The sequence below is a fragment of the Streptomyces sp. PL-29 genome (assembly GCF_058344425.1).
Genome location: NZ_CP136996.1, coordinates 371,769 through 388,558 on the forward strand (window position 1 = coordinate 371,769; position 16,790 = coordinate 388,558).

Sequence of the window (16,790 nt, forward strand, 5' to 3'; positions counted from 1 at the left end):
TGAACCGGATACGGGGAAAACCCTTGTCCGCCCCCCGCGGCTCCCCCGGCTTCCCTCGTCAGGGGGCGTGGTCAGGGGTTTTGCGGTGCGGGTCGCAGATCGCCCGCCGGGGGCCGGACCGGCGGGGCCGGGGTGCCGTTCAGGACTGCGCGCGGTCCGGCGGGCAGAGCCTGCGGAAGTACGTCCAACTCGTCTCGTTCGGCTCGCTCCAGCTCTCCGGTGCGTGGGCGAACTCGGGGTGCTGGTCCGCGATGTACGCACGGGTGCGTTCGGGCACCTGCGCGTAGCTGTCGAGCTTGCGGCCGCGGCAGTGGAAGGTGAGTCCGCCGGGGCGTGCTCCCTGCCGCATCCACGGCAGCCACGGGGACATGCGGGTCCAGGACATCGTCGCCGGGACGCTCACCCCGCCGGCCGTCAGGGCGGTCGCGGGTGCGAAGAACTGGAAGAGCTCCAGCGCCCGGTAGGTGTCGTCGGCGGAGTGGTCCGGGTACTCCTCGACGGGCAGCAGGGAAGGATAGGCGAGCGGGATCTCCAGGCTGAAGCAGATCTGGTCGCCCAACTCGGTCACGGGGACCGGGAAGGGGCGCCACTTCTGGTTGGCCGGGTCGTTCCAGACGTGGACGACGGGCCTGTCCTGCCAGGTGTCCAGGATCTCGCGGGTCACCGGGTCCAGGTAGAACGCGGCCTCACGGGACAGCAGCCGGTAGCCACCGTCCTCCTCGTCCGCCACGAGGCGGGAGACGTTGAGCCCTTCGAAGCCGAAGAGTCGCCGGTAGGGCTCCCCGGGCGCCCAGGAGTGGACGTCGCCGGTCCACCAGTAGGTGACCTCGCCGCCGTCGAGCCGGGCGCGGGTGCGGGCGAATGCGTGCAGGAGCTCGGCGGGTGTCGCTGCCTGTGTCATGGGCCCACTGTGTCCGGTCGCCGACCGGCCGGACATGGGACCTTCGGGACCGCGACGGCGTCCACGGCGGCCTCCGCCTCCCGCAGTCGGTGCGGTGCCGGGGTCGGCTGGCGGCCCTGCGGTCCCGTGCGGTGCATCGCCCCACCTCAGACCCTGTGAACGGCGGTTCGGCGACCGCCATGCGGTCGCCCGGTTGACGCCGGGGGCGGCAGCGGCAACCGTGACCGCCATGGGGAATGGACACCGACTGCTCGCTCTGGTCATCTGCCTGAGCCTGGGCGGTGGGCTGACCGCCGCGGTGCTCGGCGCCACGCGCGCCGCCGGTCCGCGTACCGGGGCGCAATCCGGTGCCCCGGCGGCGTCCGACTACGTGGACATACGGCAGGTCCCGCCCTCCCCCGCCGTTGCTCCGGCCACGCCCGCCGATCGCGGCGACGGCTCGCCGGGGTCCATGCTGGTGGATTGCGGCCGCAACGAGCAGGGGCACTACAACGAGGACAACCTCGTGGTCTCGCCCGGCGTGCGGGGCGGCGCCCACCACACGCACTCCTACGTGGGAAACCTGTCCGCGGACGCGATGTCGGCCGACCGCACGCTGGCCGCCGCCGCCACGAGCTGCGCCGGTGGCGACCGGTCGACGTACTACTGGCCCGTCCTGCGCCGCCCGGACCGGCCGGGCACCCGCCCGCACGAGACGTCCGCCGGACACGGGAACACCGGTGAGATCGTGCCGGAGGCCTCGGTACGGGTCGAGTTCCGGGGCAATCCGGTGAGCAAGGTCGTGGCGATGCCGCCCTTCCTGCGCGCGATGACGGGCGACGCGGCCGCCCGCACCTCCGGCGGCGACGCCCACGTCCGGGCCCGCTGGGGATGCTCCGGTTCCCCCGAACGCTCCACCACCCGCTACCCGCGCTGCCCCGAGGGTGAACGCGTCACCCGCACCCTGGTCTTCCCGAGCTGCTGGAACGGCCTCGACGCCGCGAGCCCCGGGCACCGCTCGCACCTGCTGTTCCCCGGGGGCAACGGAGTCTGCCCCGCCGACACCTTCCCCGTGCCCGAACTCCGCCTCTCCCTCGCCTACGCGCTCCCCCCGGGGGCGCCCATGGCCATCGACTCCTTTCCCGAGCAACGGCACAGCCCGCGGACCGACCACGCCATGTTCGTCAACGCGATGACCGAGCCGCAGATGGCCGCGGTCGTCGCGTGCCTCAACGAGGGCCGCGCCTGCCGGACGTGACGGCCCGAAACCTCGCGTGACACAGGTCACATGAACCGTATCGGCGCCGCCGGCGTGTTCCGACCGCACCACGCAAGCGAGGAAGACGGAGAGGGTGAGATGGCCGGACCACTGTGGCCCCGCACGCGGCGGGGCTCGACCGATGAGGCGCTGATCAGGTCGGTCTACGAGGAGCACGGACACGCCCTGCTCGCGTACGCCACCCGGCTGACCGGAGACCGGGCCGCCGCCGAGGACGTCGTGCAGGAGACCCTCATACGTGCCTGGCGGCACTCCGAGGTCCTCGTCAACGGGAAGGGCTCGGTACGCGGCTGGCTGCTCACCGTGGCCCGGAACATCATCACCGACCGGTACCGGGCCAAGGCCGCCCGGCCCCCGGAGGTCTCCGGTTCCGCGGCGGCTCCCCCGGTGGAGGCGGACCACGCCGACTCGGTGGTGGACAGCATGACGGTGCTGGGAGCTCTCGACCGGCTGTCCCCGGAACACCGCGACGTGCTGAAGGAGTTGTACTACCGGCAGCTGAGCGTGGCGGAGGCCGCCGACACGCTCGGCATCCCGGCGGGTACGGTCAAGTCGCGTTCGCACTACGCGCTCAAGGCCCTACGCGACGTCTTCAGGGACGACGGCTTCCGGGACGGCGGAACAAGAGACGGAAAAGGATCGGGCAGGCCGCCCCAGCAGCCGGCCGGACTGCGTGAGGTGGTGGCATGAACCGGCAGCGGCACGAGGAGGAACTGCTCGGCCCGTACGTGCTCGGCGTCCTGGACGCCGAGGAGGTCCGCCGGGTCGAGGAACACATGAGCGGATGCGTGCAGTGCCGGGAGGAGGTGGCCGCGTTGCGCGAGATGGAGGCGGCACTGGGGGAGGTGCCCGAGGAGGCGTTCCTCGACGGACCGCCGCAGGGCGGTGACCTGCTGCTCCAGCGCACCCTGCGGCAGATGCGGGGCGAGCGGGCGGGCGCGGCGCGCCGTCGTGCGGGGCTCACGGGCCTGGCGGTGGCGGCGTCGCTGGCCGCCGTGTTCTGGGCTGGTACGCAACTGGCCGGGGGCGATCCCGACCCCGTCGCGCTGCCGGTGCCCCCATCGCCGACCGCTTCGGCGGACCCCTCTCCCCCACCCAAGGGAACCACGCTGCACTCCGCGACCGATGCGGGCACGGGTGCGCGGATGACCGTACAGATGACGCCGGCCGCCCAGTGGGTGCGGTTGCGGGCGGCGGTCACCGGAGTGCCGGCGGGCGAGCGCTGCCGGCTGATCGTGGTCTCCAAGGACGGCAAGCGCACGACCGCGGGCAGCTGGGTCGTGGGCAGCCAGGAGAACGGCGAGGCCAAGGGCGCCGGACTGGACGGTTCGGCGGCCGTGGACCGGGCCGACGTCAAGGCGGTCCTGGTCGAGAACGAGGCCGGCCGGACCTTCGTGTCCGTCCCGGTGTGACCTCTGACCGGGTGACCTCGGCGCGGACGTGACGGAGCCCGGGAGCATATCCAGCTCCCGGGCTCCTTTTTGCCACCCAATTGCGCACACCGGCACGTTGAAGAGTCGCGGATCATTCTGAGGTCGACGTGTTCTGCCTTTGAACTACCGCGCCATGGAAAGAGGCGCAGGAGGGACTTGAACCCCCATCCGTCGATGGTCGTCCGCACCCGGTCGATCCGGTGTTCGGCGGCGAATACTGAGACTGGAGCGATAGTCTGAGATTCAAGGGGCCGCCTCTACCGGCTTGGGCCACCCCGGCACGCAATGCCGGGGGAGGGATTCGAACCCCCAACTGACACCCCTGTTTCAGCTTCAACATCAGTTTCAGCTTGCGCTCTCGCGCACCTCCCGCAGACATGCGGGAGGGGTTCTCGACGGCTACCTGAAGAGGTAGCCGAACACCGCGTCCCCGACCCGCTGGTCGGTGACCTCGGCGCCGTTGGCCTCCTCACGGGCGAACTTGACGGCCTGCTGGAGCTTCTCGACCCGGTCGAGGAGCTCGTTGACCCGCCGGGCGGGCAGCGCGCCGGAGAACTTCACGGTCGTCCAGTAGCCGACCGGCACGTCCTCGTAGTACACCTCGACCTGGGCCGGGTGCTTCTCGGTGGCCTCGGCCTTGACGTGGTTGCGCGGCACCTTCCTGGTGCGGATCGTGCGCACCGGGTCCGTCTTCCAGGCGTCCGTGGACGGGTCCAGGTTCCAGGATTCCGAAGCGTCCAACACCGGCAACTTCCGCACGAAGGTGTGCAGGTCCGTGAGCTGCTTCTCCAGGAAGAGCAGGTACGGCACGGGAACCTGGGCGAGCAGGACGTTGCCGTCGACGACCACGTCGGCGGCCGCGGTGCGGTTCGCCCAGTCCTTGGTGGCCGTCACGTCGAAGAGCCGCGTCAGCGTCCCGGCCGTCGCGCGCAGCACGTCCTCCGCCTTGACCTGCACCCGGGTGGACTCGGGCGGCAGTTGCTCACCCTCCTCGTCCTTGGGCTGGTACGTCCGCGAGATGCCGGCCAGCAGGGCGGGCTTCTGCACGTCGTGGTGAGCCTGGGTCAGCTCCTGGAGGGACTTGGACTTGACGCCCTTTTCGACTGCGATGATCTGATTCAGCTTCGGCACGCGATGAACCTAACAGCCTCCTGTCCGATGATTCACGCGGTTTTCCGGCGTCGGTGCCCGGCCCGGATCCGGTGCTCGTTCCCGAGCGGGAGAGCGGAGTCGGCCGGCTGCGCGGCGGTCCCCGGATCCCGAGCGCCGAGCAGGCGGCCGATCCCCGCCGGCGGGAACGGGGCTGCCGTGTCGCGGCGTTGTGCAGGTGCCGCTCCCGGACGTCGGACGCCCGCCGCGAGCGCTCCGGTGGGCGGAACCCACAGGCGGACCGATCATCACATTGCGGTCCATGACATCCTGTGACGTCACAACTCGCCGGGCGGATTCGGCGGACGTCCGGGAATTTTGGGGAAGGTCGATGAGGCTCTGCTTCCTGGTGGAGGAGGACTACCGCCACGACGGTATGCCGAACGAGGTGATCGGGCAGCTGACCGCGTGGGGGCACCGCGTGGACGTCGTGCGGCCGGGCGGCTCGCTGCTGCGCATGACCGAGGTGGTGGACGCGGGCGCCCACGACGCCTGGGTCCTCAAGACGGTGTCGGGCGGCCCGGGGTTGACCCTGTTGGAGAGCGCCGCCGCGGCCGGGCTGACCACCGTCAACGACGCCCGGTCCATCCGCGGCGTACGGGACAAGGCGCTGGCCGCAGCCATCGGACACGGCCGCGGGCTCCCGCTGCCGCCCACATACGCCGTCGCCCGCCCCGAATTGCTCGGGGAGATTCCGGCAGCCGAGTACCCGCTCGTCGTCAAGCCCGCCGACGGCAGCTCCGGCCGGGCCGTGCACCTGGTGTCCTCGCCCGAGGCACTGGAGACGCTGCTGCCCGTCCTCGCGGGCGAGGGCATGCTCATCGCCCAGCCGTACGTACCCAACTCCGGTACGGACATCAAGGTCTACGCGGTCGGCGGGGAGCTGTTCGCGACCGAGCGCTGTTCCCCGCTGCACCCCGATCCGTCGGTGCGCGAGCGCCGCGTGCCGCTGTCGGCGGAGGTGGCCGCGATCGCCGCGCAGGTGGGTGCCGCGTACGGACTGGACCTGTACGGGGTGGACGTGCTGCTGGGTCCCGACGGCCCGGTGGTCGTCGACGTCAACGACTTCCCGAGCTTCCGGCAGGTGCCAGACGCGGCGGCGCGGGTGGCCCGTGCCGTACTGGATCTGGCGCGGGCCGGAGGTCCGGCGCCGGCAGCGCCCGTGACGCTGCCGCACACGCTCCCCCTGTCGATCCCGGCCCAGGCCTCGGCGCAGATCCCCGCCCCGGCGGGTGACTCCGTATGAAGATCGGCCTGATCACCCCGGAGCCAGGACATCCGCTGCTGGCGGACACCACCGCGCTGCTCGCCGCCGAGCACGAGGTCGAGGCACTCGATCCGGTCACCCTCGGGGACGTGCCGCTTCCCCTGGCCGACGTGTACCTGCTGAAGTCACGCACCCCGCACGCGCTGGGGCTCGCCCGGTACTTGGAGCGCCGGGGAGCGCCGGTGGTCAACACGGCGGCGGCCACGGCGCTGTGCCAGGACCGGAGGGAGATGGCCGGGCTCGCCCTGCGCGCCGGTCTGCCGTTCGCCGGGACCCGTACCGTCGGCGCCCTGGGGACGTGGGCGCGCGAGGCGCGGCCGTCCGCCCCCGTGGTGGTCAAGAGCCTGCTCAGCCGGCGCGGCGACCTCGTCGCCCGCGCCGATGACGCCGCGCGGCTGCGGGAGTTGGCCCGGGACTGGCCCCAGGAGCCGGTCGTGGTGCAGGAGTACGCTCCCAACAACGGCTGGGACCACAAGCTGTGGGCCATCGGCGACCGGGTCTTCTCCGCCCTGCGCCGGTCCGAACTCTCCCCCGGGGGACGCGGCCCGACCCGCCCGCTGGCCCCGGAGGAACTGCCCGCCGGCTGGGCCGATCTGGTACGCCGGGTCGGAGCGGTGTTCGCGCTGGACGTCTACGGAGTGGACATCATCGACACCGGCGGCGGTACCCCCCTGATCGTGGACGTCAACGCGTTCCCCGGGATCCGCGGCCAGTCCGGAGCCCCGGAAGCCCTCGCGGCCCTGGCCCTGCGCCGGGCGGTGGCCGGCCGCGGCTGACTCGGGCCGGGCGGCAGGTCCGGACGGGCGAATGCGGGGGCCGCGGCGCCCGCGACCCGGTGTTTTTCGGCACGGACCGGCGGCGTCCCCGGTGAGGATCGGGACATGGGCGTCGTGCTGCCGGTCTTCTTCGCGCTGTTCGCGGCCTTCAGCAACGCGCTGGCCACCGTGCTCCAGCATCGGGCCGCCCTCACCGTGCCACAGAGCGAGGGCTTCCGCCTCGGTCTGGTCCTGGACCTGCTGCGCCGGCCCGTGTGGGTCGTGGGCATCCTGGCCGTGATCGCGGCCGGGGCAGGTCAGGCCGCGGCGCTGGCCACGGGCGCGCTCGCCCTCGTACAGCCGTTGTTCGTGTTGGAGCTGCCGCTCGCGCTGCTGATCGCCTCGCTGCTGACCCGGCGGCGGCTGCCGGGGGCCCTGTGGCTGGCCGTGGCAGGTGTGGTGGCGGGACTCGGGGTCGCGCTGGTGGCCGCCTCTCCGACGGGCAACCGCACCGATGTGCCGGCCGAGCGGTGGGCGGTGGCGCTGCCGGCCTGCGCGGTGGTCGTCACCCTGCTCGCCGTCGCCGGCCTGCGACGGCCGCCCGGCCGCTCGCGGGCCGGCTGCCTCGGCGCGGCCACCGCCGTCTGCTACGCCCTGACGGCCGCCCTGATGAAGTCCTCCGTCCACGTCCTCGACGAGCGGGGCATCGGCGCGTTCTTCACTTCCTGGGAGACCTACGCCTTCGGCGCGAGCGGGATCTGCGCCCTCCTGCTGCTCGAACACGCCATGCAGGGCGGTCCGCTGATCGCCTCGCAGCCCGCCCTGACCCTCGGCGACGCGAGCATCAGCATCGCGCTCGGGGTCGTCCTGTATGAGGAACACCTCCGCTCGGGCTGGTGGCTGCTCCCCCAACTGCTGGGCGTGGCCCTGGTCTGCGCCGGGGTGTTCGCCCTGTCCCGAGCCGGGGAGGACGCGCCCTGACTACGGACCCCGGTACTCCTGCGAGGGCCAGATGTGGTTCTGCGGGCCCGGTACCGCCGGGTGGGAAGCCCAGGCCGGGTCCGTCTCGTACCCCTCGTGGCCCTCGTACCCCTCGTGGCCCTCGTACGGCACGGCGGCCGGATCGGCGTGGGGCTGCCGGGTGTGTGGTTCGGCCGGGGCGGCCGGCACCTGGAGACTGCCGTAGCGCTCCATCCGCTGCCAGCGCAGACGTGAGCCTGCGACGGCGGTGAACACCGACTGGATCACGACGAGGTACATGAGCTGGCGGTAGACGAACTGCTGGAGCGGCAGGCTCCACAGCGGCCCGGGGCGCTCCCCGTCCAGGCGGAAGGCGTACAGGCCCATCAGGACCTGGAGCAGCAGGAAGGCCGTCCACAGTCCGAGGATGCGGAGCGGGTCGAGGAAGACCAGGCCGTAGACGGCGAAGACGTCCACGACGGGCGCGAGCAGCGGCAGCAGGACCTGGAACATCAGGAGGTACACCAGGCCCCGTCGGCCGAGCTTGCCGGCCTGACCGCGCTGAGCGAGGGCCCCGCGGTGCTTCCACATGGCCTGGAGGGTGCCGTAGCACCACCGGTAGCGCTGCTTCCACAGGGCGCCGAGCGTGGCCGGGGCCTCCGTCCAAGCCCTGGCGCGCTCCTCGTAGACCACTCTCCAGCCGTCCCGGCACAGGGCCATGGTCAGATCGGTGTCCTCGGCCAGGGTTCCCTCGCTGACGCCTCCGACCCTCAGCAGGGCATCGCGGCGGAACGCGCCGACGGCACCGGGGACGGTGGGCATGCACTCGGCGAGGTCGAACAGGCGGCGGTCGAGGTTGAAGCCGACGACGTACTCGATGTGCTGCCAGCGGCCCAGCAGACCGCCCCGGTTGACCACCTTGGCATTGCCGGAGACCGCGCCCACGCGGCGGTGGGCGAAGGGCTGGACGATCATGCGGACGGCGTCCGGTTCGAAGACGGTGTCGCCGTCGACCATGACGAGCAGGTTGCAGGAGGCTGCGGCAATGCCCGTGTTCAGGGCGGCCGGCTTGCCGGCGTTCTGCTGCCGGATGACGCGTACGCCGGGCAGCCGGAGCGCCTCGACGAGGTCGGCCGTTCCGTCGGTGGAGCCGTCGTCGACCACGATGACCTCGACCGGGTGGTCGGAGGCGAGGAGGGAGCGGACGGCCGCCTCGATGCCGGCGCTCTCGTTGTAGGCGGGGACGATGACGCTCACCGGCTCGGTGACCGGAGCGCCCCAGGGCCGCCGTCGCATCCGCCCGTGCCACCGCGCGGCGACGAACACCGCGGCCGCGCGGAGCAGGCTGAGCGCGCCCGCCGCCCACAGGAGCCACGACAGCGCGTCGAGGATCCAGTCGCTGGTTCCGATCGCGGTGATCAGTGCCAGGCCCTGCCACCGGTCGGCGGTGCCGGCGCTCTGCACGGCCTCGGGGAGGGCGACGGCGTCGCCCACAGTGGCGAACTTCCAGCCGGCCGCCTTGAGTCGCGGTACCAGCTGTTCGAGCGCGGCGACCGTCTGCGTGCGGTCCCCACCGCCGTCGTGGAGCAGCACGATCTGTCCGGCCGTGTCCGAGGGGGTGGCGCCCGCGACGATCCGTTCGACGCCGGGGCGCCGCCAGTCCTGGCTGTCCAGGGTCGTCAGGACGGTCAGGTAGCCCTCCGTCCCGGCCTGGACGACGGCTTCCCAGTCGGCGTCACCGAGCGCCTTGTTGGTGGAGGAGTACGGCGGCCGCAGCAGGGGCGTGGTGACCCCGGTGGCGCCGGCGATGACGAGTTGCGTCTCGCGCAGCTCCAGGGAACGGCGCCAGGCCGAGGCGGCGCCGAGGTCGGTGTGGGTGAACCCGTGCAGGCCGATCTGGTGGCCCTCGTCGACGATCCGGCGGGCCAGGTCCGGGTTCTCGGCGACGCGGGTGCCGACGGTGAAGAAGGTCGCGGGCACGTCATGGCGGTGCAGCACGTCGAGGATCCGCGGCGTCCAGACGGGGTCGGGGCCGTCGTCGAAGGTCAGAGCGATCGTGCGAGGTGGCGGGGTGGCGGTTCGGGCGGCCGCCCCCTCGATCACCGGCCCCCCTGCACCCACCGCCGCCGGTACGGACGTCCCGGCCGCCTGCCCCCGGGCAGCCCCGTCCGGGCGGGCGTCGAACAGGTGCGTGGTGTAGCCCTTGAGGAGCAGCGCCGCCGAGAGGGTGAGCACCAGGACGGTGAGCAGCAGCCAGTGGGTGCGCAGGGGGACGTTGCGTACGGAGGTGTGCCGGCCTTGCGATCGGCGACGGCGGTTCTTCGACACGAGGGCGGAACTTCCTGACTGCTGCGTCGGGTGGTGCAGTGCGGGGGGCGGACGGTGCGTGGCGGGGTGGGCGGCGCCGGCCCGCGGGCTCAGGGCCGGCCGGTGGGCTTGCCGCCGCCCTGGCCGGGCGGCGTGCTGAAGCGGCCGCGGCCGCTGGAGGACGGCTGGACCGGGTCCGCCGGTCGGCTGGCGGCCTTCGTCGGGCCCGGTCCGGTGACGGGTGCGGCCCTGCTGGCCGCGGGGCTGGCGACCGGAGCGGGAGCGCTGGATCGCGAGGTGGCCGGAGTCGCCGGAGCGCCGGGGCGGGCCGTCCCCCGGAGGGACGGGGCTGCCGTGCCGGCCGGGGCCGACTCGTCGGGCGCCGGGGTGTGCGGGGCCTGGGCGGAGGGGAGGAACGGCGACGGGAAGGTGGGGCCTCCCATCAGGGTGCTCAGGAGCAGGACCACGTAAGCGGCGGCCGGTATCACCAGCAGGCAGCCCCACCGGCGCACGCGACGCTGCCTGCGCCCCGAACTGTCCACGAACACGGGACTGGCCACGCATGCGGGGGCCTCTGCGGTGAGGGCGTCCGGCGGCCCCTGCGCCGGGCGGGCCGCACCCATGTCGCCGAGGAAGAGCTCCATCGTGTCCTCGTCGGGGGCGCCGGGGGCTGGGTGCATGCGTCGTGGCCTCTGGGGTTCGGGCGACGGGGCGTCGGTGGTCGGGACGGGGCACGGCCGTCGGAGGGCGGCCATGCCCTACAGCGCTGGAACCGTCGCCGGTGTCACTCCAGGGGGCCCGAACCGGGCCGTTTCCGTCCGTTACGGAACGGGCCGGGGGCGCACGGCAGGATCCCGCGCGCCTGCCTGGGCTAGGATCGCCCAACCCCGGCGGACGGGCCGTGCGGGAAGGGGGCAACGGGTATGGGTTCTACGGGTGCGGGTGCGGGTGCAGGTGCCGTGGCGGTGGCGCTGGCCGGCGCCCTGCTGCTGGGCGGATGCTCCGGCGGCGCGAGCGGGCCGGACGGCGACGGGCCGGTCTCCCGGGCTCCGGGAACCGCCCCATCCCCCTCGCCGTCGGAGCTCTCCCCTGAGCCGACTGCCGGCGAGCCCTCCCCACCCACCGCGGAGCCGACGCCCTCGGCCACCGGCGGGCCGGCTCCGACCCGGACTCCGGCGGGCCCGGCGGCCGTTCCGCAGGACCCGCACCGGGGTACGAACCCGCCGCCGGCGCCCGAACGGCCCCCGCTTCCGACGTGGAAGCCGACTCCGTTCGACCCGAAGGACCGTTCGGTCCCGAACTACACGGTGCCTCCTCCCATGCGGTAACCGGGTTCCCGCCGCGCTCCGGGCAGCGGGGCCCTCGCGTACGGGCCGGTGAGCACGATGGTGTGCAGGCCGTGGACGAGTGCCCCGGCACTGGTGACGACGGGGGCGGGGGCGCCGTTCTCGGCCGTCCGGGCGTGCAACCGCTGTTCGGAGGTCCGGTGGTAGCCCGGGCCCATGCTCATGATGGCGACCAAGCAGGCGTAGCCGAGTACGTCGACCCGGGCGTCGGAGAGCTCGGCGGCGTGCCGGTGAAGACGTCGTCCGGGCGCGGCCTCAGGACGTGCCGGGAGAAGGTGTCGGCGGTGGCGAGTACGTCGCGGTGGAAGTGCAGGGTCGCCTTCGGCCGGCCGGTGGTGCCGGACGTGAAGGCGATCAGCGCGACGTCGTCCGCGGCGGTGGCCACCGTGTCGAACCGGCCGTCCTTGGCCGCGCAGAGGGCGGTCAGGTCCGCCGGGCCGGTCCCGCCGTAGACGAGCACGGGGAGAGCGGGCCCGGCCGCCGGGTCGGCGGGTCCGTGCGGGCCGTCGGGTTCCCGTACGCCCGAGCGGCCCAGGGCTTCGAGCTCCCCGGTGTAGCGGTGGTCGCAGACGGCCAGCGAGGGCCGGCTGATACCGGCGAGCTCGGCGAGCTCGCCGGTGCGCAGCATCGGCATCGTGGTGACGGCGACCCCTCCGGCCTTCAGGACGCCGAACCACGCGGCGACGAGCCAGGGGTTGTTGGGGCCGCGCAGCAGGACGCGGTTGCCGGGCCGGAGGCCGAAGTCGTGGGTGAGGACCTGGGCGACCTGGTTGGCGCGGTGGCGCAGTTCGCCGTAGGTCCAGCGCTCGGTGGGGGTGAGCAGGCAGGGACGGTCGGGGCCGTGCAGCTCGACGGCTTCGTCGAGCAGTCGACCGGCGCAGTTGATGCGGTCCGGGTAATCCAACTCCGTGAGGTCGAAGTGGAGTTCGGGCCAGAGGGCAACGGGCGGGAGCCGGTCTCGGCAGAAGGAGTCGGCATGCGCAGAAGGGGACAGCTCCATGGGGCGGCACCTCGATCGGGGAGCAGCGGGGAGACGGGGAGCAAGATATGTCGAATATCTGACGCCCATCAACATCTCTCGATATTCCGGTGCGCAGGGCGGCCGCCGGGCGAGGCCTGACGGCCGCACGACCCCCCTGCTCGGGCAGCAGGGACGCACAGGCGGACCGTCTTGCCGAACTCGTCGACCACGAGGCAGAGTTCACCGCCCAGCTCGGCCGCCATCAGCTGCACGATGAGCAGCCCACGACCACCCTCCGACGTCGGGTCGGCGTCCACCCGCGGAGCCGGCAGCCGCGGCGGTCCGGCCCCCTGATCGGCGACGTCGAGGCGCAACCAGCCGGCACCCGAGGCGACCCCGACCCGCATCCGACCCGCGCCCACATGGCGGACGACGTTGCCGACGAGCTCGCTGACAGCCAGCAGCAGGACGTCCGTCACGTCGAGCGGAACCGCCCAGGCGCTCAGCGTGGCGCGCACACGGGCCCGGACCTGCGAAACACTCGCGGCGTCCGGATCCGCGACCCATTGGTCGAAGCGCCGGATCACGGGGGTCGCGGGCATGGCGGACGCGCCGGTGGTGGTGAGCATGACGTGCTCCCGGAGGGGGTGGGCGTCGCGGCCGCCGAGATGACTCGTGTCATCGATCTGGATGCCGGACCATCTCCCGGCTTGTCAGCAGCGGAAACGCGTCGCTAGAGTCTTTGATTACACGTGTAACACGCTACGCCTCCCCCGGCTGCCCACGCAAGCATTTCGGACAAACAGCGCGAAGCCTGCACTCACCCCGCCGGGACCCCCGCCGATCTGGAAGGGCCGCAATGACGCACACTCCTCCGACCGCGTTCGACATCGCCGACATGACCTGGCCGCCCCCGCCGTACCGGCCCCCCGTGACGCCCGTGACGGGCACGGACGGCGTGCGCCGCTTCGACGGGATCACCTACGCGACGACCCCCGGCTTCCGCCCCCGGCTGCTCGACGTCCAGGTGCCCGCCGGCGAAGGGCCGTTCCCCGCCGTGGTCTGGATCCACGGCGGGGGCTGGCTGGACGGCGACCGCCGATACCCCCCGCCGACCGTACCGGCGGCGCTGCTGCACGGGACGGTGCTGGCGGCCGGGCTCGCGCTCGTCTCCATCGACTACCGGCACAGCCTCGAAGCACCCTTCCCGGCCCAGTTGCACGACGTGAAGGCCGCGATCCGCTACGTCCGCGCCTTCGCCGGGGACCTGGACATCGACCCGGAGCGCATCGGCGTCTGGGGCGAATCGGCCGGCGGTCACCTGGCCGCGCTCGCCGGCCTCGTCGGCCCTGCGGACGGCGCACCCCGCGCGGAAAGTCCGGACGACGTCGTCGCGCTGGAGGGCACCCAAGGGGTCGGGGCAGGCGACACCGGTGTGCTCGCGGTCGTCGATTGGTACGGCGTCTCCGACCTGGTCGCCCTGGCCGCCCATCCCATGCCGCCGATGCCGTCCGGCGTGGAGATCCCGGACCCGTACACGGCCCTGCTCGGGGCCTCCCCCGCCGAGCGGCCCGATCTGGCGCGGGCCGCAAGCCCGGTGGCCTACGCCCGGGCCTCGACACCTCCCCCGCCTTTCCTGCTGGTGCACGGGACCCGGGACGGCCTGGTGCCGTACAGCCAGAGCGAGGCCCTCGCCCGCGCCCTGGAGGGCGCCGGAGGCGCCGTCACCCTCCAGCCGGTGGAGGGCGCGGACCACATCTTCCTCGGCTCCCCGGACATCGCGGCGATCGTCGAGGCGAGCGTCGCCTTCCTGGCCCGCCACCTCGGCGCGGGCGCCTGACACCCCGTCCCGCCCACCGCGGGGACCGTTGCCCGGCGGCGGGCGGGACGGGCGCGGTCCGGTGACGCACGGGCGCGCGCCCACGGCCGGGCAGCGGCGCGGCGGACGCCCGCGCCGGGGCGTCACCGCGGTGGCGCCCCGCGTGGCGCACGACCCCCGCGCCCGGACGTGCGCGGCCGCCTCGCCGCTTCAGGAGGTCTGGCGGTGGACCAGTACGGCTTCCACGGCGGGTACCGGCGCCGACGCCCCCGTCTCGACCAGCTCGTGCACGGCCTCCGCGATCCGCGCCGGCGAGGGCAGGTCCAGCCGGACCGTGGTGAGCGGGGGCTGCTGAAGCGCGGAGAGCACCAGGTCGTCGCATCCCACGACGGCGACCTCGTCCGGCACCCGGACGCCCTCCGCCCGGAAGGCGTGGAGCAGCAGCGCGGCGTACTCGTCGTTGTAGGCGAAGACCGCGTCCAGGCCGAGGCTGGGCCAGCGCCGGGCCAGCTCGCGGGCGGACTCCCTGGTGTAGGACAGCTCCAGGGGGCTGACGGTCGCCGGGTGCCGGGCGGCCACCGACGCGGCGCCCGCGAGGCGCGGCTCGGCCATGGCGCCCAGGCCGCGTTCGCGGGGCATGACCACGCCGATCGCGGTCCGGCCGCGGTCGATGAGGTGCTCGGCCGCGGTGGCGCCGATGCGGGCGTGGTCGAAGCCGATCGTGTGCACGCCGTCGACGGGGTGGGACGCGAAGGCGAGCAGGGCGCGCACGCCGGCCCGGGTCAGCAGGTCGGCCGCCGGGGCCGTGAACCGGTCGCCGTCCAGGGCGACGACGGCCGCCGGGCGCAGTTCGGCCCAAGCCCGGGCGGCATCGACGGGATCGCCGAAGCGACCCGCGTGGAGCACGGCGGTGTACCCGAGGCGGTCGAGTTCGCTGTGCAGGTCGTCGACCCAGTCGCTGACGAGCCGGCCGGCCGCCGAGATCGACGCGGGCATCAGGACGAGGTTGCTGCGTCCGGCGCGCAGGGAGCGGGCGGCGGCGTGCGGTACGTAGCCCAGCTGCTTGGCCGCGTCGAGCACTCGGGCCCGGGTGCCCGCGCTGACCCGGTGACCCTGGGTGTCGTTGAGGACGAAGGAGACCGTGGCGCGCGATACCCCGGCGAGCCGGGCCACGTCGGCGCTGGTGATCGGTGCGGGGACGCGTGTGTCTTTGGCCATGACGCCCCTCGACGCTCCTCGTGCTCCGGTTTCCCTGGTGCTCCTTCCCTTTCAGGTTACACGAGTCACACCACGGGATCGGGGGGCTGGCGCAGACGTGCGGGCGGGCCCGTGCAGGAGACGCGAGGCACCCGCCAGGTCGTCGAGGGCGGTCACGACGGCGTCGAAGCGCATCATGGTGCGCGCCCGGGTGCCGTACGGCTGCCAGCGCGGCAGGTCCGGATGGTTCGGGTCGCCGGTGCGGACGAAGGCGATCCAGGCCCGGTGCATCACGTACGCGAGGCCGTCGCGAACGGCGGGATCCAGCCCGGCCAGGAAGGGCGCGCCCGCCCACTGGTCGAAGTTGTCGAAGACGAAGGGGAGTTCGAGGCAGTGTGCGGCTCCGAGCCGACCCTCGCAGGCGGGCGTGGGCAGGTCGAATTGGTAGGCCCACACCGGGTGGCCCGACGCGGCCCTGGCCTCGGCCAGGCGGATGGCGGGCACCCGGAAGAGCTCGTCCGTGATCAGGTCCATGAGGACGTCGACGGGGCGGGCGCCGGGGCGGGCCCGCGCGTACTCCGCATAGACGTCGGGGGCGGCCTCCGCCCCGAAGGTGTCGGCGATCCGGTCGGTGACCTGCGCACGGGTGGCGGCGGCATAGCCCTCGTCGAGGGCGAGGCCGAAGTTGGCCTCCTCGCGCGTCCAGCCGATCATGACGTCGATGTCCGCGGCGGCCGCGTCGAGCAGGGCCAGGGCCGGATGGACCGACAGGGACGTCCCGTCGACCACGGGCAGGAAGGGGGTCGGCCAGTATCCCCACGTCGCGGTCCGGGCGAAGAGTCCCGCGGCCGCTCCGATCAGCTCGGGCCAGAACCGTGCGCGCAGTTCTGCCACGCTCTCGGCGCCGGCCAGTTCCAGGTAGGCGGCGGTGCGCTCGCGGTAGGCGGCGGGGTCGGGGAGGTCGAGTCCAAGGGGCGGGCTCTGCAGGATCACCCGCCGGATCAGACCTCGGGCGAGCGGATGTCCGGCGAGGGCGGCGGTGGAGAGCGCGCCGCCGGACTGACCGGCGACCGTGATGCGGTCGGGGTCCCCGCCGAAGGCGGCGATGTGCGCGTGTACCCAGTGCAGGGCGGCGATTTGGTCGCCGAGCCAGAGGTTGGAACTCTCGTCGGCGTCGTCAGGGTTGAGGTAACCCAGTGGCCCGATGCGGTAGTTGATGCTCACGACGGCAAGATCTCCGTCGCGGGCGAAGGTCTCGCCGGAGTAGCCGGGCAGGGAGCCCGAGCCGGACACGAAGCCGCCGCCGTGGATCCACACGAGCACCGGACGGCAGGCGTCGTCCGCGGCGGGCGTCCAGACGTCCAGACGTTGAGCGTGAGGCAGTCCTCGTCGAAGGGTGGCGACCCGTGCCCGCCGAGCACCGGGTCACCGCCGTCC

Annotated in this window: 16 protein-coding genes; 7 read left to right on the top strand and 9 right to left on the bottom strand. The window is 73.3% G+C overall.

What is annotated here, in order from left to right; genetic code table 11:
- Window positions 1–139 precede the first annotated feature (139 nt).
- Window positions 140–901: a DUF1838 family protein gene (locus R4Z63_RS01740; RefSeq protein ID WP_384444617.1), complete on the bottom strand. Its 762-nt coding sequence runs from the start codon at window positions 899–901 to the stop codon at window positions 140–142.
- A gap of 229 nt (window positions 902–1,130) precedes the next feature.
- Here R4Z63_RS01740 and R4Z63_RS01745 point away from each other — a divergent pair, with 229 nt between their 5' ends.
- From R4Z63_RS01745 to R4Z63_RS01755, 3 genes are all read left to right on the top strand, one after another.
- Window positions 1,131–2,138, top strand: coding sequence for a DUF1996 domain-containing protein (locus R4Z63_RS01745; protein ID WP_384444619.1), 1,008 nt, complete (start codon window positions 1,131–1,133; stop codon window positions 2,136–2,138).
- 99 nt (window positions 2,139–2,237) lie between these two features.
- Window positions 2,238–2,849, top strand: coding sequence for a sigma-70 family RNA polymerase sigma factor (locus R4Z63_RS01750; RefSeq protein WP_384444621.1), 612 nt, complete (start codon window positions 2,238–2,240; stop codon window positions 2,847–2,849).
- Window positions 2,846–3,571, top strand: a complete 726-nt coding sequence (locus tag R4Z63_RS01755; protein WP_384444623.1) for an anti-sigma factor — start codon at window positions 2,846–2,848, stop codon at window positions 3,569–3,571. Before R4Z63_RS01750 ends, R4Z63_RS01755 begins: the two co-directional genes overlap by 4 nt.
- A gap of 420 nt (window positions 3,572–3,991) precedes the next feature.
- Here R4Z63_RS01755 and R4Z63_RS01760 read toward each other — a convergent pair whose 3' ends face one another.
- Entirely contained in the window at window positions 3,992–4,723 is a 732-nt protein-coding gene (locus tag R4Z63_RS01760) for a DUF7873 family protein (protein WP_037922119.1), read from the bottom strand.
- A gap of 349 nt (window positions 4,724–5,072) precedes the next feature.
- Here R4Z63_RS01760 and R4Z63_RS01765 point away from each other — a divergent pair, with 349 nt between their 5' ends.
- The 3 genes from R4Z63_RS01765 (at window position 5,073) to R4Z63_RS01775 (ending at window position 7,744) form a co-directional block, all read left to right on the top strand.
- Window positions 5,073–5,987 (top strand): ATP-grasp domain-containing protein, encoded by a 915-nt coding sequence (locus tag R4Z63_RS01765; RefSeq protein WP_384444624.1) that lies wholly within the window; start codon window positions 5,073–5,075, stop codon window positions 5,985–5,987.
- The gene (locus R4Z63_RS01770; RefSeq protein ID WP_384444626.1) at window positions 5,984–6,784 is read left to right on the top strand and encodes an ATP-grasp domain-containing protein; all 801 of its coding nucleotides are present in this window, start codon (window positions 5,984–5,986) and stop codon (window positions 6,782–6,784) included. The genes R4Z63_RS01765 and R4Z63_RS01770 overlap by 4 nt, the downstream gene beginning before the upstream one ends.
- Before the next feature lie 105 nt (window positions 6,785–6,889).
- Window positions 6,890–7,744, top strand: coding sequence for a DMT family transporter (locus tag R4Z63_RS01775; protein WP_384444628.1), 855 nt, complete (start codon window positions 6,890–6,892; stop codon window positions 7,742–7,744).
- Here R4Z63_RS01775 and R4Z63_RS01780 read toward each other — a convergent pair whose 3' ends face one another.
- The 5 genes from R4Z63_RS01780 to R4Z63_RS01800 form a co-directional block, all read right to left on the bottom strand.
- Window positions 7,745–10,051, bottom strand: coding sequence for a bifunctional polysaccharide deacetylase/glycosyltransferase family 2 protein (locus R4Z63_RS01780; protein ID WP_384444629.1), 2,307 nt, complete (start codon window positions 10,049–10,051; stop codon window positions 7,745–7,747).
- Between the two features lie 89 nt (window positions 10,052–10,140).
- The gene (locus tag R4Z63_RS01785; RefSeq protein WP_384444631.1) at window positions 10,141–10,710 is read right to left on the bottom strand and encodes a hypothetical protein; all 570 of its coding nucleotides are present in this window, start codon (window positions 10,708–10,710) and stop codon (window positions 10,141–10,143) included.
- A gap of 620 nt (window positions 10,711–11,330) precedes the next feature.
- The gene (locus R4Z63_RS01790; protein WP_384444633.1) at window positions 11,331–11,540 is read right to left on the bottom strand and encodes a hypothetical protein; all 210 of its coding nucleotides are present in this window, start codon (window positions 11,538–11,540) and stop codon (window positions 11,331–11,333) included.
- Window positions 11,537–12,376 carry an AMP-binding protein gene (locus R4Z63_RS01795; protein ID WP_384444635.1) on the bottom strand — a complete coding sequence of 280 codons (840 nt, stop codon included), beginning with the start codon at window positions 12,374–12,376 and terminating at the stop codon, window positions 11,537–11,539. The genes R4Z63_RS01790 and R4Z63_RS01795 overlap by 4 nt, the downstream gene beginning before the upstream one ends.
- Window positions 12,377–12,444: 68 nt before the next feature.
- Entirely contained in the window at window positions 12,445–12,966 is a 522-nt protein-coding gene (locus tag R4Z63_RS01800; protein WP_384444637.1) for an ATP-binding protein, read from the bottom strand.
- Between the two features lie 230 nt (window positions 12,967–13,196).
- Here R4Z63_RS01800 and R4Z63_RS01805 point away from each other — a divergent pair, with 230 nt between their 5' ends.
- Entirely contained in the window at window positions 13,197–14,177 is a 981-nt protein-coding gene (locus R4Z63_RS01805) for an alpha/beta hydrolase fold domain-containing protein (protein WP_384444638.1), read from the top strand.
- Window positions 14,178–14,366: 189 nt separating this feature from the next.
- Here R4Z63_RS01805 and R4Z63_RS01810 read toward each other — a convergent pair whose 3' ends face one another.
- Entirely contained in the window at window positions 14,367–15,374 is a 1,008-nt protein-coding gene (locus R4Z63_RS01810; RefSeq protein ID WP_384444640.1) for a LacI family DNA-binding transcriptional regulator, read from the bottom strand.
- 51 nt (window positions 15,375–15,425) lie between these two features.
- Window positions 15,426–16,736, bottom strand: a complete 1,311-nt coding sequence (locus tag R4Z63_RS01815; protein ID WP_384445006.1) for a carboxylesterase/lipase family protein — start codon at window positions 16,734–16,736, stop codon at window positions 15,426–15,428.
- Window positions 16,737–16,790: the final 54 nt, after the last annotated feature.